Source organism: Actinomadura graeca (genome assembly GCF_019175365.1).
In the GTDB taxonomy this organism is placed as follows: Bacteria; Actinomycetota; Actinomycetes; order Streptosporangiales; family Streptosporangiaceae; genus Spirillospora; species Spirillospora graeca.
In genome coordinates this window covers 4,717,994-4,731,416 of sequence record NZ_CP059572.1, presented here as the reverse complement: position 1 = coordinate 4,731,416, position 13,423 = coordinate 4,717,994, and the positions used below count along the sequence as shown (strand labels likewise).

Here is a 13,423-nt window from a genome sequence, read left to right as displayed (position 1 = left end):
GGCTGAGAGGACCTGAGTAGCGGTCTCCGGGAGACCTGGGAGCCAGAACGGACATACCGCTCCGGCGGGGCGACCACCCGATCCCCCGCCTCCTAGATTCGGACGGGTCGGAACGGCCGAACAGGAGTAACCGTGCGCCGCAACCTCTCCACCCTCACCGTGACCGCTCTCGTGGCCGCCGTCGCCGGGACCACGCTGAGCGCCTGCGGCATGGCGTTCGCCTCGACCTACGAGGACGACGCCGGACTCAAGGGCAAGATCACCGCCGTCCGGGTGGACGTCGGCTCCGGCGGCGTGACCGTGCGCGGCGGAGCCGATAGGACGGCCCTGCACCGCAAGATCCGCTACCGGGACGACCGGCCGGACGGACCGACGCACCGCATCGAGAACGGCGTCCTCGTCCTCGGCGGCTGCGGCTCCCGCTGCTCGGTGAGCTACACGGTCGACGTGCCGGCCGGGCTTCCCGTGAGCGGCTCGACGTCCAGTGGCAGGATCGAACTGACGCGCGTGGGCAAGGTGGACGTGCGGACCAGTTCGGGATCCATCCACCTGGACGGCGTGAACGGCACCGTCAGCGCGCGGACGTCCGATGGCCGGATCCAGGGCAGCGGGCTCCGGGGCGGACGCGTCGACGCGCAGACGTCCAACGGCGAGATCGACCTCACGCTCGCCACACCTCAGGACATCCGGGCGAAGAGCGGTGACGGGGACGTCACCGTGATCGTCCCGGCCGCGCCCTACCGGGTGACCGCCCGCACGGGGGACGGCGGCAAGAACCTGAAGATCGCGAACGACCCGGCAGGCAGGTTCCTTATCGACCTGACCACCAGCAACGGAGATATCACCGCCAAGCCCGCCGGATAGCCTCACCGGCATGGCGCAGACAGGAGAACTCGGCGAATTCCTCAAGTCCCGGCGCGCGCGTCTGCAACCCGAGGACGTGGGTGTGCGCACCTATGGAAGCCGCCGTCGCGTCCCCGGGCTGCGCCGTGAAGAACTCGCCCAGCTCGCCGGCGTCAGCGTCGCGTACTACATCCGCCTTGAACAGGGCAACGCCGACAACGTGTCCACAGAGATCCTCGACGCGATATCACGGGCACTCCGCCTGGACGCCGACGAGCACGCCCACCTGCACCGCCTCGCACACCCCCCGCGCTGGATACCCGCGCCAGGGCCACCCCGCCTGCGGGCCCCGCTCCAGAACCTCCTCGACGCCATCGACCACGCGCCCGCCTACATCGTCGGCCACTACACCGACGTGGTCGCCTGGAACCGGCTGACCTCGGCCGTCTTCGTGGACCTGGCGAACGTCCCGGCGGACGAGCGGACCTGGTCGCACCAGATCCACCTCAACGGCGACTACAAGGCCCGGCTCGACGACAACTGGCTGGACGTGGCCCGGCGCAACGTCGCCTACCTGCGGTTCCGATCCGGCGAGCACCCGGACGACCCCCGGCTGCGGTCTTTGATCAACTGCCTGCGGGAACGCAGCCCCGATTTCGGACGGCTGTGGTCCGAACACCACGTGACGGACCTGACGCACGGTGAGGCCCGGCTCGTCCACCCCGAGGCCGGACGACTCGTCCTGCCCTTCGAGACCCTCCACCTGCCCGGCGACCCCGACCTCAGCCGCCTGATGCTGTACGCCGCCGAACCGGGATCACCCTCCGAGCAGGCACTCCGGAAGCTAGCCGCAACATCCCGGCACCTGTCCAGCAGCGCCTATTTCGACCTCGGCGGTGTCTCCTAGCAGCACCGCTGGCAAGACAAGTGTCGCCGTGGCGAAGACTTGGGAGGCGCACTGAATCCGGAAGGAGCTGCGTACGTGGGAAACACGGAGGGTGGCGAAGGCGCCGTGGCTGCGGATGAGGCGTTCCTCCGCTGGCGGGAGGGCGGGACGGAGCATCGCGTCCGGTGGCGGTCGGAGAGTGGCGCACCGCCGCCTCGCCGGGTCATGGTCGTCGACGACGAGACCCGTGCGGACGACGCATACCACCTGGCCTGCGAAGGGACGGCCCTGCTGTGGCGCGGCGACTTCCAGAACGCGCGGCAGCTTCTCACGGCCCTGGCGCGCCGGATCGATCGTCCTCCGAGGCGCCGCAAACGGAAGGCGGAACCGTCGCAGGTTCAGGCGTTTCACCTGTACCGCCAGGCGCGGGCCCAGCGCGCGCGGACGCTTGCCATGCTCCTCATTCCGTTCGAGCCAGGGCACGTTGTCGCGCTGAAGCGGGCACCGGACGTCGTACAGGCGTGCACGGAGGCGTATGGGTCCGACGACGAGCCGTATGTGACGTCCTTGCGCGAGCTTCTGGGGCTGATAGGCGCACACGAGTGGCGGCAGAAGGGCGTGCCCATACCCGCCCTGGGCGGAGACAGGATCCACCCTCACTACGGGGTGTTCTCACCTGTCAGAGGCGAATACGTCGATCTGGTCGCCGAGGCACCTCTGCCTCCGGCTACGGACGCGTTCGACATCGGTACGGGCACCGGTGTGCTGGCGGCCGTTCTCGCCCGCCGCGGCATACGACGTGTCATCGCCACAGACCAGGACCCGCGCGCGCTTGCGTGTGCCCACGAGAACATCCGTCGGCTGGACGTGGCCGACCGTGTGGAGGTCGTCCAAGCCGACTTGTACCCCGAAGGCCGTGCCGGGCTCGTCGTGTGCAATCCACCATGGGTACCCGCGAAACCCAGCTCGCCGCTGGAACACGCCGTCTACGACCCGGACGGCCGCATGCTCCGCGGATTCCTCGACGGCCTCGCCGAACACCTCGACACCGACGGCGAAGGCTGGCTGATCCTGTCCGACCTGGCCGAGCACCTGGGGCTGCGCACGCGCGACGACCTGCTCCGCGCGTTCGGCACGTCCGGCCTGGAGGTGGCGGGACGGCTCGACACCACGCCGACGCATCCGCGTGCCGCCGACCCCGGCGACCCGCTGCACGCCGCCCGCTCGGCCGAGGTCACGTCCTTGTGGCGGCTCAGGCGTGGCTCCGGTGGGCGGTCTCCGGGCCGATGACCCGCAGCAGTTCCAGGGCCTCGATGGTCGCGGTCCCGGGCGGCGGGGTGAACACGAAGAGCCGCTGATCCTCGGCAGGGGTCAGCAGCGCCTCCGCCTCGAACTCGATCACCCCGACCTCCGGGTGCAGGACCCTCATCCGGCTGCCGCGGTGCACGGCGACCTCGTGCCGCTCCCACAGCCGCGTGAACTCCTGGCTGGCCTGGTGCAGCCGCTCGACCAGGGCGGACGCCACCGGGTCGTCCCCCCGCCGCGCGACCGCGGCCCGCAGGTCGGCGACGTGCATGCGGCTGTAGTCGGCGTGCTCGTCCTCCGGATACGCCTCCCGGACGAACGGGTCCGTGAACCAGCGCCAGACGATGTTGCGGTCAGGCTCCACAACCGTGCAAACGCAACCGAAAAGCGCCTCCGCCATGGCGTTCTGTGCCAGCACGTCCCCGAGGTCACCGACGAGCTGCGCGGGAGTCTCCTGGAGCCGGTCCAGCAGGTAGAGCAGGCCGGGACGGACGTGCTCCCCCGCGTACGGACCGGCAGGCGGCCGGTGACCAGCGAGGATGTAGAGATGGTCGCGCTCGTCCTCGGTGAGCCGGAGCGCCCGGGCGAGCGAGCCGAGCAGCTGGGACGAGGGCTGCGGGCTCCGCGCCTGCTCCAGCCGCATGTAGTAGTCGGCGGACATACCGGCGAGTTGTGACACCTCCTCGCGGCGCAGCCCCGGAGTGCGCCGCCGGGGCCCCGCCACCAGCCCCACCTCCTGCGGACGCAGGCGCTCGCGGGAGCGGCGGAGGAAGTCGGCGAGCTCACGGCGGTCCATGCCCCTATCATCGGCCGCCTCGCGGACGGACCGAAACCCTCAGCCTGGGATCGTTTGTCCTAGCCAGAACGGTCCGCTCCTCATCCACGCCGTCCGCTGGTGGAGTCAGGGGCATGACGACTCTCACCGTTGGACACGCCCGTGTGACCTACCGGCACGAAGGGTCGGGGGCCCCGCTCGTCCTCGTCCACGGCGCCGGACCCGGCTCGATCATGTGGGACCCCCTCGTCGCCCGGCTCGGCGAGCGGCACACCGTGGTCCTCCCCGACCTCGCCGGCAGCGTCCCCGCCGAGGACGACGGATCACCGCTGACCATCGAGGCGCTGGCCGCCCAGGTCATCGCCGTCATCGAGGACTTCGCCGGGAACACGCCCGTGGACCTGATGGGCTTCTCCCTGGGGGCTCCGACCGTCGCGGCCGCCGCGGCGCTCCGTCCCGACCTGATCCGGCGTCTGATCCCCATCGCGGGGCTCACCCACGCGGGAGACGAGTACGTCCAGCAGGTGATGAACACCTGGCTGCTGCTCGCCGACAATCCCGGCGCGTTCGGACGGTTCGCGACCCTCAACGCCTACAGCCGCCCCTACCTCAACCAGATCGGCCATGAGGCCGTCGAACAGTTCCACGACTTCATGCAGCCGACGGACGGGCTGCGACGCCAGATCGACCTCGTCACACGGCTGGACATCCGCGGGCTCCTCCCGAGGATCGAGGCGCCCACCCTGGTGATCGGCTGCACGCGGGACGCCACGATCCCGGTGGAGAACCACCGTGAGTTCTTCGCCGCCGTCCCCGGCAGCGAGTACGCCGAGCTGGACACCGGTCATGTCGCGATGGCGGAGCGGACCGACGAGTTCCTCAAACTCGTCCAGGACTTCCTCGCGCGTCCCTGACCGCGGCCACCGTGCGCGCGGCATCCGGTCGGCCTTGACCACGGAGGCACCCGGACATTTGAAGTTCGTCCTGCGAACTAATATGATTCGTAGGACGAACTTACAATTCTGGGAGCCATCATGGGACGCACTGTCGCGGTCATCGGCGGCGGATACGGTGGCGCCGCCGCCGCCAAGGCGCTGGACGGGGACACCGACGTCATCCTCATCGAGCCGAAAGACGCCTTCGTCCACTCCGCTGGGGCGCTGCGCGCGCTGGTACGGCCCGACTGGGCGGGCAACATCTTCTTCCCGTACGACAGGCTGCTGACCCGCGGCAGGGTCGTCCGCCGGCACGCCGTCTCGGTGGACCCCGGCGGTGTGACCCTGTCCTCCGGTGAGCGCGTGGACGCCGACTATGTCGTCCTCGCGTCCGGTTCCAGCTACCCGTTTCCGGCGAAGATGGACACCGACGTCACGGAGCAGGCACTGGAAAGGCTGCACGCCACGTCCAAGGAACTCGCGGGAGCGGGGCGCGTGCTGATCACCGGCGCCGGTCCGGTCGGCCTGGAACTGGCCGGTGAGATCAGGGCGATGTGGCCGGACAAGCACGTGACGATCATCGATCCGGCGCAGGAGGTGCTCCCCGGGTTCCTGCCGGAACTACGCGACGACCTGCACCGGCAGCTCGGCGACCTGGACATCGGGCTGCGGCTGGACACCGCCCTGCTCACCGGGCCGCCCACCCTGCCTGGACGGGCCGAGACCTTCACGGTGCGCACCACGGGCGGCGACATCACCGCCGACATCTGGTTCCGCTGCCACGGCGTCAGCGTCAACGGGGACTACCTCGGCGACGGAAGGGTCACAGTCCGCACACCTCGCGGGCAGGTTCGGGTGACCGAGAAGCTCAACGTCCACGGGCACGACCACATCTACGCCCTGGGCGACATCACCGACATCGCCGAGGCCAAGATGGCCGCGCACGCGATGAAGCACGCCGAGGTCGTCGCGGCGAACATCACCGCCCAGGTCAGGGGCGAGGAGCCCGCGGCCGTCTACCGGCCGTCCCCCGTCCCGTCGGTGCTCCTTCCGCTCGGCCCCGCCGCCGGCGTCGGCCAGATCGCCTCGCCCGACGGCGCCGCCGTCCTGCCCGCCCGGACCGTCGCCGAGTACAAGGGCGCCCACCTGCTCATCGACCGGTTCGCCGAGCTCTTCGGCACCGGCTGACGCGCCTTCACCCGGGCGCGGCGGCCCCCTCGTCCATCTCCTTGAAGACGATCGGGACCTCGTTGTCGAGCACCACCCGGCCGAGCAGCCCCGCGAGCGTGCGGCGCTCGTCCTCGGTGAGACCCGAGGTCAGGCGTTCGATGCGGCGGTGGGTCCCGGCGTAGAACTCCTCGGCGACGGCGGCCCCCCGGGCGGTGAGCGCGACGCGCGCCGCCCGCCCGTCCCGTGGGTCGGGTTCGCGGTGCACCAGGCCGTTGCGGGCGCACCGGTCGACCAGGCCGGTGAGGCTCGACTTCGCCAGCCCCAGCACCGCGCCCAGCTCGCCCATCCCGTAAGGCTGCGACATCAGCACGCACAGCAACTGCCCCTGCTGCTCCGTCAGCCCGTGGTCCCGGGCGGACCGGGCGTACTCCGCGTCCACCAGAAAGGAGGAGCGCACCAGCGCGGTGACGACCCCCATCTGCTCCTCGGCCTTCCCCACCGCTTCAGAATACGGCAGCGCCCGTGACAATTCGTCACGCGAACTACCCGCGGAGTGCATGGTGGCACCGCCCGGAAACGTGCATGGTGGCACCACCGCCCGGAAACGGACGCGGAATCGCCACCGCATCCGCTGGTCCGCCGGTCCGCCGGGCTTCGCCCCTCCTATTGGGCCATGTCGACGAATCGGCTGTAGTGGCCCTGGAAGGCGACCGTCACCGTCGCGGTCGGGCCGTTGCGGTGCTTGGCGACGATCAGGTCGGCCTCCCCCGCGCGCGGCGACTCCTTCTCGTAGGCGTCCTCGCGGTGCAGCAGGATGACCATGTCCGCGTCCTGCTCGATGCTGCCCGACTCGCGCAGGTCCGACACCATGGGTTTCTTGTCGGTGCGCTGCTCGGGACCACGGTTGAGCTGCGAGAGCGCGATCACCGGGACGCCCAGCTCCTTCGCGAGGAGCTTCAGCGAGCGGGAGAACTCCGAGACCTCGACCTGCCGGCTCTCCACCCGCTTGCCCGAGGTCATGAGCTGGAGGTAATCGATGATGACCAGGCGCAGGTCGTGCTGCTGTTTGAGGCGGCGGCACTTGGCGCGGATCTCCATCATCGACATGTTGGGGGAGTCGTCGATGAACAGCGGCGCCTCGGCGACCTCGCTCATCCGCCGCGCCAGGCGCGTCCAGTCCTCGTCCTGCATGGTGCCGGACCGCATCGCGTGCAGCGCCACCCGCGCCTCGGCGGACAGCAGCCGCATCGTGATCTCGTTGCGGCCCATCTCCAGGCTGAAGAACGCCGAGGTCAGCCCATGCTTGATCGACGCGGCGCGGGCGAAGTCGAGCGCGAGCGTCGAGTTGTGGGTGGGGACGCACGAGCGCCCGGCCAGGTACATGTGGTCGTCGTTGTCGACCTGGACGCACCGGACGGGGACGCTCTCCACCGGCCGGACGTCGACGATGTGACGGACCTTCGCGCTCGGGTGGACGGTCCCGCGCTGGAGCGCCGCCTTGCGCGGCAGCCGGAACACCGGCCCGGTCGGTGTGAAGTCGATCCGGTACACCGGCGGTGTCTCCGCGGAGCGGCCCTGGTCCGGCCCGGTCGTCAAGGTCGCGCGGTTACCAAGGCTCAGGATGAGCTCATGGACGTCTTCGGCAAGCCGCTCGCTGACGAACGCGAGACGCACCCGCCCGGCCCGTGAGACGTGCCCCTCGGTGTCGAGCAGCCCGGCGAGCAGCGCCCGCCTCTGGTGCTCCGACGCGCGCAGGTAGCGGACAGGAATGTGGGCGTTCTGCCGCAGTCCCAGCTCCTGGAGCTTCGCCGTAAGGCCGCTGAGGACGAATCGCCCGGAGACCCCGTCGCGCGTGACCGGCTGCCCGGCCGCCTCGACCTGGGCCAGGACCTCCTCGTCGGGACAGGTGATCGTTTCAGACCGGCCGTCTCCGCCGCCAAGCCATGCCCCCAGGACGTAGGGATCGATGAGCAGGTCCGCGGGAGGGAGCCGGAACGGCGCGGCCACGTCTACGGCGTGGTTGGGACGGCCGTCCCCGCAGCGCAGCGTCGCCGCGATCTCCTCGGTGGTCTTGATGGGCCTGTACTGCCCGGTGGTCGCGAAGCCCCCGCCGCGGAGCGCGCTGGGGAAGGATCCTCGGTCGAGGCTTGCGCCGTCATGGCGGGGCGGCTTCTGCGAGACGGTCGTGACGACCTCTCCTCGGCGGGCCGTCTTCGGGGGGATCGTCCCGGCTTCGACCGGCGTCCCCCGCCTGCTGAGGAGGCTCGCGGGCCCGGTGCCCGCCGCCGCCCATCGGACGTCGCCCATCGTCTCGCCGGGCCGGTGGCAGCCCGTGCCGCGCTCGCTCCGCCGGCGTCGGCTCGCACGGGTCGTGGTGCGCCACTGGTGCTGCGCGTCGGCGACGATCACCTCGCCGTCGGAGAACTCCACCTCGTAGCAGGGCCGCCCGTACATCACCTCGGTCGCGGCGACGACGCGGGTCGGCCTGCCGTCGGCCCCGATCAGGTGGTCACCGACCTTGACCTCGCCCATCGTCGTCCAGCCCGCGGGGGTCGGCAGCGGCGTGCCGAGCGCCGTCGCCTTCCCCATGGCGGGACGCGCCGCGACCACCACCATCTGGCCGGGGTGGAGCCCGTTGGTGAGCGCGTCGAGGTCGGCGAAGCCGGTGGGGCAGCCGACCATCTGGCCACCGCGGCTGCCGATCGCCTCGATCTCGTCGAGCGCCCCGGGCATGATCTCGCTCAGCGGGACGTAGTCCTCCCCCGCGCGCTTCTCGGCGATGGCGAAGACCTCGGCCTGCGCGCGGTCGAGCACCTCGTCGGCGTCGGCGCCGTCGGCGGCGTAGCCCATCTGGACGATGCGGGTGCCGGTCTCGACGAGCTTGCGGAGCACCGATCGCTCGTGGACGATCTTGGCGTAGTAGCCGGCGTTGGCGGCCGTCGGCACCAGGGAGATCAGGGTGTGCAGGTAGGGGGCACCGCCGATGCGCCCGATCTCGCCGTTCTTGGTGAGCTCACCGGCGATGGTGACCGCGTCGGCGGGGTCGCCGCGGCCGTAGAGGTCGAGGATGGTGTCGTAGATGATCTGGTGCGCGGGACGGTAGAAGTCACCGGCGCGCAGGAGTTCCACGACCTCGGCGATGGCGTCCGCGGAGAGCAGCATGCCCCCGAGGACGCCCTGTTCGGCGGTGATGTCGTTGGGCGGGGTGCGTTCGAACTCGTGCTCTTGCGGTCCGAGATCGGTCACGCTCACGGTCGCACCCCCTTCGTCCCGGCCGCCGGCGTCCCCGTCCGCCCCAGCGCCGGTCGTCCATCCCACGTTTACCTGAGGCGTCCGACATTCTCGCGAGCCCGCGCCGTCACGGGCAAAGCGAGCTGTGGACAAGGATGTGGAGCCCCTGTGCAGACACGCCGGTTTGGTTGTGCACGACCTGTGGACAACTCTGGGGACAACTCGGGGACGATTCCCGGCGGGGAGCCTTGAGCTGCGGAAACTCCGTCCACCGCCTGTGCGGTGAAGAAAGTCGGCCACTTCCCGCCATGTAAGGAGTGATTTTGAGAAGAAGATTACATTCTGATAGCTTACGGGCGATATGCTCGGCTCACCCCTGCGGCGCGCGAACGTCCACGACCGCGAGATCCTGCGGCTCGCCCTCCCGGCGTTCGGCGCCCTCGTCGCCGAGCCGCTGTTCCTGCTGTCCGACTCGGCGATCGTCGGCCATCTCGGCACCGCGCAGCTGGGCGGACTGGGCGTCGCCGGCCAGGCGCTGACCACCCTCGTCTACCTGTGCGTGTTCCTGGCATACGGGACGACCGCCGGGGTCGCCCGGCAGGTCGGCGCCGGGGACCTGCGAGGGGCCGTCCGGCAGGGCATCGACGGGATGTGGCTCGCGCTGGCCATCGGCGCCGTCCTGATCGCCGCCGGATGGCCGCTGATCCCGTCGATCGTGGAGGCGTTCGGCGCGTCGCCGGCCGCGACCCCCTACGCCGAGACCTACCTGCGGGTGAGCCTGTTCGGGATCCCGCCGATGCTGCTCGTCCTCGCCGGGACGGGAGTCCTGCGCGGCCTCCAGGACACCCGGACGCCACTGCTCGTCTCCATCGGCGGCTTCTCTGCCAACCTGCTGCTCAACGCGGTGTTCGTGCTGGTCCTGGACTGGGGGATCGCCGGCTCGGCCTGGGGCACCGTGCTCGCCCAGACCGCGAGCGCGGCCGTGTACACGGTGGTGGTGCTCCGTGCCGCGCACCGCCACGGCGCCCCCGTCCGGCCCGACCGCCGGGGCCTGCGGACGGCGGCGACGGCCGGCATCGGGCTGCTCGTCCGGACGGCGGCGCTGCGGATCGTCCTCATCACGGGCACATCGATCGCGGCCCGCATGGGGGACGCCGAGATCGCCGCCTACCAGGTCGGCTTCCAGGTGTGGACGCTGCTGGCCTTCGCGCTCGACGCCATCGCCATCGCCGGCCAGGCGATCACCGGCCGGTACCTCGGCGCCTCCGACGTCACGGGCACCCGCGCGGTGACCCGGCGCATGGTCGGCTGGGGCGTGGCCTGCGGCGTCGTGTTCGGGCTGCTGATCCTCGCGGCGCGTCCCTGGCTGCCCGCCCTGTTCACCCCGGACGCGGACGTGCGCCACCTGCTGCTCGCCTCGCTGATCCTGGTCGCGGTCCAGCAACCCGTCGCGGGAGTGGTGTTCGTCCTGGACGGGATCCTGATCGGCGCGGGGGACGGCACCTACCTCGCGCTGACGACCCTGATCGCGACGGCCGTCTTCCTGCCCGCGGCCCTCATGCTGTACCACCTGGACGCCGGTCTCATCGGGCTCTGGGGCGCCATCGGCCTCTGGATGGCGACCCGGATGGTCACCCTCGGCCTGCGCGCCCGCGGCGACCGCTGGATGGTGACCGGCTCCCGCTAGCATGCGCCGCCGCCCCTCACCGCGCGGGGTCGTCATCCGGTGGGCCGTGAGTCCAGGTGAGAAGGGCCACGCGACGGCCCTTGTCCTCGACGACCACGGGCGCGACATCGGTCAGGCGGTACCCGGCGGCGCGCGCGACCGCGACGCTGGCGGCGTTGCCCGGCTCGATCTCCAGGCTCACCCTGGCCAGTCCGCCCGCCCCGAGGGCGTACTCGGTCATCAGGAGGACGGCCCTTGACGCGAGCCCCTGGCCGCGGTGCGCGGCGCCGACCCCGTACCCGATCGTCCCGTAGACCTTGTTGAGCATGACCTCACCGAGCGGCCGGCGGCCGTCCGTCGTGATGGCGAGGTGAAGCCGCTCGTCCCGCACCCGTCCCTCGCGGGCGCGGGCGATGTAGGTCCGGGCGGCCGCCACGTCGAACGGCGTGACGAGCGGAGTCCAGTAGGCGATGTCGGGGTCGTCGAACAACTCCACCAGCGCTTCCAGGTCGTCGTCGCCCCACTCGCGCAGGACGAGGCCGTGCCCGCTGAGTAGGACGGCGTTCCGCGGACTCATGTCTTGATCACACCACGCGGAGGACACGGTGAGAACCGCCCCGCGAAATCGGCGATCGGCGCTCGCATCTGCTGCCACACTCGCTACTATTCGAACATGTGTTCCACGCATGGCGAGCGGATGGCCCGGCTGACCCAGGCGATCGACGACCTGGCGGCCGAGGGTCTCGCCGGGCTGCCCCCGGAGACCCTGGTGGAACGCGTGGCGGGCATCTGGTCGCTGGTGGAGGGCATCGACCCCGAGATCGCCCGTCGCCGCACCCGCTACACCACACCCGAGACGTAGACGATGTCCGGTTCCATCCCAGACCCGGGACGGCTGATCGTGCGGCCGACCGGCGTTCCGTCGGGAGCGCGCGTGGTCACCCGCGTGACGCCGGTGGGGAATCTGCCCGCGGTCCGCCGCAACGTCATCGGGCCCGTCCGGCGCGGGAGTTTTTAGCCGAGGTCGTCCAACTGGGAGAGGAGCGGCAGGCCATCATCGATGTCGGGTTCTGGCTTGACCTGCGCGTTCTTGGGCGGATCCGTCAGACGCTCGGCGACCGACCGGCGCAGTTCGGGCAGCCGCGCGTACAGCACGTCGCCCGGGCACGCGGTCCTGTTGTAGTCGCGGTGCCCCACGATGGCATCGGACGGCTCCAGGTCGTAGGCCCGGCAGAGCCACACGCACACCTCCACCAGCGAGTCCCACAGGAGCTCGGGGACCTCCTTCTGCATGTAGGAGCCCTCGTTCTCGATCCCGATCGTGTGCTCGTTGTGATGCAGCACCTGCGCGCCCACCACGAGCCTCCCGGCCTTGATGGCCTTCAGCGTCCGGTTGCGCCCCTCCATCACGATGCCGCCGCGGCTGATCGTCAGCTGCTGCCCGGCGTCGTCCCAGTTCCGCTTGCCCATGTGGAAGTCCTGGATGTACCGGGACAGGGCGTACGCGTGCGTGATCGACCGGTCGTCGGAGTTCACCGTGTCCGTGTGATGGACGATGATCCGGTCCGGCGGCCTGTCGAGGACGGTCGCGGGCCGCCTCGGCGGCTTGGCCTTCCAGTCGGCACGGGTGTGGACGCGGGGGGCGTCCGCCGTGAAACGGACGTCCAGGGCGTCCGCGGGCAGATCGTCTCCGGGCAGATCGTCCGCCATGGCTCCGCCGTCGGCCGTCGGGCCGATGGCCAGCAGACCGGCGCCTATCACCCCGCCGATGAGCGAGCGGCGCGTCATGGGCGGGCCTTCCCGGCCCGGGTCGCGCGTCATCGGCGAGCCGTCGCGTTCCCCGTCGGCCGCGCCGTCCCCCGATTGCGCGATCAACACCGTCCCCCTTCGTCCCGCGATGATCTACCTGACGGAACGTAGCGGTCGCTCTGTCGATCACCCAAGCTCAGGGCGGTTCGCGCACGTTTCACAAGAAACACCGTCATGCGAGTGCGCGCCCCGGCGCGGGCACCGGGAACGCGGCTCCACACCGGCGCTGATCACCGCCCGGTCGGTCGTGGACATGGCCGCGCACTCGGGGCGGCATGGACGAAAGCGAACGACCCCCACCCCCAGGACGCGGGGATGGGGGCCGTCCGGCCGGACGTGTGTCAGGCCTCGATGACGTTGACGTCGATCGTGGCGTTGACGTCGGAGTGCAGGCGGACACTGACCCGGTGGGTGCCGACCGTCTTGATCGGGTTGCCGATCTCGATGCGGCGGCGGTCCAGGTCGGGGCCGTCCGCGGCCCTGACCGCCTCGGCGATGTCGGCGGCGGTCACCGCGCCGAACAGGCGGCCGTTGCTGCCGGTCCGGGTGCGCAGCGTCACCCGCAGCGCCTTCAGCTGGCCGGCGACCTCCTTGGCGTGCTCGACGGTCGCGATCTCGCGGGCCGAACGCGCCTTCTTGATCGAGTCGATCTCCTTCTCGGCGCCCCGGGTCCACTTGATCGCGAAACCGCGGGGGACGAGGTAGTTGCGGCCGTAGCCGTCGCGGACCTCGATGACGTCACCGGGCTCGCCGAGTCCGGAGACCTGCTGGGTCAGGATGAGCTTCATGATCTGTCGTCCCCC

The 13,423-nt window shown here is 70.8% G+C and carries 13 protein-coding genes; 7 read left to right on the top strand and 6 right to left on the bottom strand.

Annotated elements, in window-relative coordinates:
* Window positions 1-132 precede the first annotated feature (132 nt).
* The 3 genes from AGRA3207_RS20945 (at window position 133) to AGRA3207_RS20935 (ending at window position 3,019) form a co-directional block, all read left to right on the top strand.
* The gene (locus AGRA3207_RS20945; protein ID WP_231328736.1) at window positions 133-864 is read left to right on the top strand and encodes a DUF4097 family beta strand repeat-containing protein; all 732 of its coding nucleotides are present in this window, start codon (window positions 133-135) and stop codon (window positions 862-864) included.
* 10 nt (window positions 865-874) lie between these two features.
* The gene (locus AGRA3207_RS20940) at window positions 875-1,750 is read left to right on the top strand and encodes a helix-turn-helix domain-containing protein (RefSeq protein ID WP_231328735.1); all 876 of its coding nucleotides are present in this window, start codon (window positions 875-877) and stop codon (window positions 1,748-1,750) included.
* Between the two features lie 204 nt (window positions 1,751-1,954).
* The gene (locus AGRA3207_RS20935) at window positions 1,955-3,019 is read left to right on the top strand and encodes a methyltransferase (RefSeq protein ID WP_231328734.1); all 1,065 of its coding nucleotides are present in this window, start codon (window positions 1,955-1,957) and stop codon (window positions 3,017-3,019) included.
* On the opposite strand, the gene AGRA3207_RS20930 is transcribed toward AGRA3207_RS20935, so the two are convergent.
* Entirely contained in the window at window positions 2,982-3,830 is an 849-nt protein-coding gene (locus AGRA3207_RS20930; RefSeq protein ID WP_231328733.1) for a helix-turn-helix transcriptional regulator, read from the bottom strand. The two genes, AGRA3207_RS20935 and AGRA3207_RS20930, sit on opposite strands and share 38 nt — an antisense overlap.
* Window positions 3,831-3,943: 113 nt before the next feature.
* Here AGRA3207_RS20930 and AGRA3207_RS20925 point away from each other — a divergent pair, with 113 nt between their 5' ends.
* Complete coding sequence (locus tag AGRA3207_RS20925) at window positions 3,944-4,723, top strand: alpha/beta fold hydrolase (RefSeq protein ID WP_231328732.1); 780 nt, start codon at window positions 3,944-3,946, stop codon at window positions 4,721-4,723.
* A 120-nt stretch (window positions 4,724-4,843) separates the two neighbouring features.
* Window positions 4,844-5,932 (top strand): FAD-dependent oxidoreductase, encoded by a 1,089-nt coding sequence (locus AGRA3207_RS20920; RefSeq protein ID WP_231328731.1) that lies wholly within the window; start codon window positions 4,844-4,846, stop codon window positions 5,930-5,932.
* A gap of 7 nt (window positions 5,933-5,939) precedes the next feature.
* On the opposite strand, the gene AGRA3207_RS20915 is transcribed toward AGRA3207_RS20920, so the two are convergent.
* Together AGRA3207_RS20915 and dnaB are read right to left on the bottom strand one after the other, a co-directional pair.
* Window positions 5,940-6,413 (bottom strand): MarR family winged helix-turn-helix transcriptional regulator, encoded by a 474-nt coding sequence (locus tag AGRA3207_RS20915; protein WP_231328730.1) that lies wholly within the window; start codon window positions 6,411-6,413, stop codon window positions 5,940-5,942.
* A gap of 164 nt (window positions 6,414-6,577) precedes the next feature.
* The gene (gene dnaB / locus AGRA3207_RS20910; RefSeq protein ID WP_231328729.1) at window positions 6,578-9,166 is read right to left on the bottom strand and encodes a replicative DNA helicase; all 2,589 of its coding nucleotides are present in this window, start codon (window positions 9,164-9,166) and stop codon (window positions 6,578-6,580) included.
* Window positions 9,167-9,506: 340 nt separating this feature from the next.
* Between dnaB and AGRA3207_RS20905 the strand changes: the two genes are divergently transcribed.
* Window positions 9,507-10,832: an MATE family efflux transporter gene (locus AGRA3207_RS20905; RefSeq protein WP_231328728.1), complete on the top strand. Its 1,326-nt coding sequence runs from the start codon at window positions 9,507-9,509 to the stop codon at window positions 10,830-10,832.
* A 16-nt stretch (window positions 10,833-10,848) separates the two neighbouring features.
* On the opposite strand, the gene AGRA3207_RS20900 is transcribed toward AGRA3207_RS20905, so the two are convergent.
* Window positions 10,849-11,388 (bottom strand): GNAT family N-acetyltransferase, encoded by a 540-nt coding sequence (locus AGRA3207_RS20900; RefSeq protein WP_231328727.1) that lies wholly within the window; start codon window positions 11,386-11,388, stop codon window positions 10,849-10,851.
* A 96-nt stretch (window positions 11,389-11,484) separates the two neighbouring features.
* On the opposite strand from AGRA3207_RS20900, the gene AGRA3207_RS20895 reads away from it, so the two are divergent.
* On the top strand, window positions 11,485-11,673 hold the full coding sequence (locus AGRA3207_RS20895) for a hypothetical protein (protein ID WP_052357975.1): 189 nt from the start codon (window positions 11,485-11,487) through the stop codon (window positions 11,671-11,673).
* Between the two features lie 152 nt (window positions 11,674-11,825).
* On the opposite strand, the gene AGRA3207_RS20890 is transcribed toward AGRA3207_RS20895, so the two are convergent.
* Window positions 11,826-12,689 (bottom strand): peptidoglycan recognition protein family protein, encoded by an 864-nt coding sequence (locus tag AGRA3207_RS20890; RefSeq protein WP_231328726.1) that lies wholly within the window; start codon window positions 12,687-12,689, stop codon window positions 11,826-11,828.
* A gap of 272 nt (window positions 12,690-12,961) precedes the next feature.
* Window positions 12,962-13,408, bottom strand: a complete 447-nt coding sequence (gene rplI / locus AGRA3207_RS20885; protein WP_231328725.1) for a 50S ribosomal protein L9 — start codon at window positions 13,406-13,408, stop codon at window positions 12,962-12,964.
* Between the last annotated feature and the right edge of the window lie 15 nt (window positions 13,409-13,423).

Bases quoted from the DNA above. Each gene is read 5' to 3' on its own strand.
- AGRA3207_RS20905 (WP_231328728.1), top strand. From the start codon at position 9,507: ATGCTCGGCTCACCCCTGCGGCGCGCGAACGTCCACGACCGCGAGATC.
- AGRA3207_RS20930 (WP_231328733.1), bottom strand. From the start codon at position 3,830: ATGGACCGCCGTGAGCTCGCCGACTTCCTCCGCCGCTCCCGCGAGCGC.
- AGRA3207_RS20900 (WP_231328727.1), bottom strand. From the start codon at position 11,388: ATGAGTCCGCGGAACGCCGTCCTACTCAGCGGGCACGGCCTCGTCCTG.
- AGRA3207_RS20935 (WP_231328734.1), top strand. From the start codon at position 1,955: ATGGTCGTCGACGACGAGACCCGTGCGGACGACGCATACCACCTGGCC.
- AGRA3207_RS20920 (WP_231328731.1), top strand. From the start codon at position 4,844: ATGGGACGCACTGTCGCGGTCATCGGCGGCGGATACGGTGGCGCCGCC.
- rplI (WP_231328725.1), bottom strand. From the start codon at position 13,408: ATGAAGCTCATCCTGACCCAGCAGGTCTCCGGACTCGGCGAGCCCGGT.
- AGRA3207_RS20940 (WP_231328735.1), top strand. From the start codon at position 875: ATGGCGCAGACAGGAGAACTCGGCGAATTCCTCAAGTCCCGGCGCGCG.
- AGRA3207_RS20925 (WP_231328732.1), top strand. From the start codon at position 3,944: ATGACGACTCTCACCGTTGGACACGCCCGTGTGACCTACCGGCACGAA.
- AGRA3207_RS20895 (WP_052357975.1), top strand. From the start codon at position 11,485: ATGTGTTCCACGCATGGCGAGCGGATGGCCCGGCTGACCCAGGCGATC.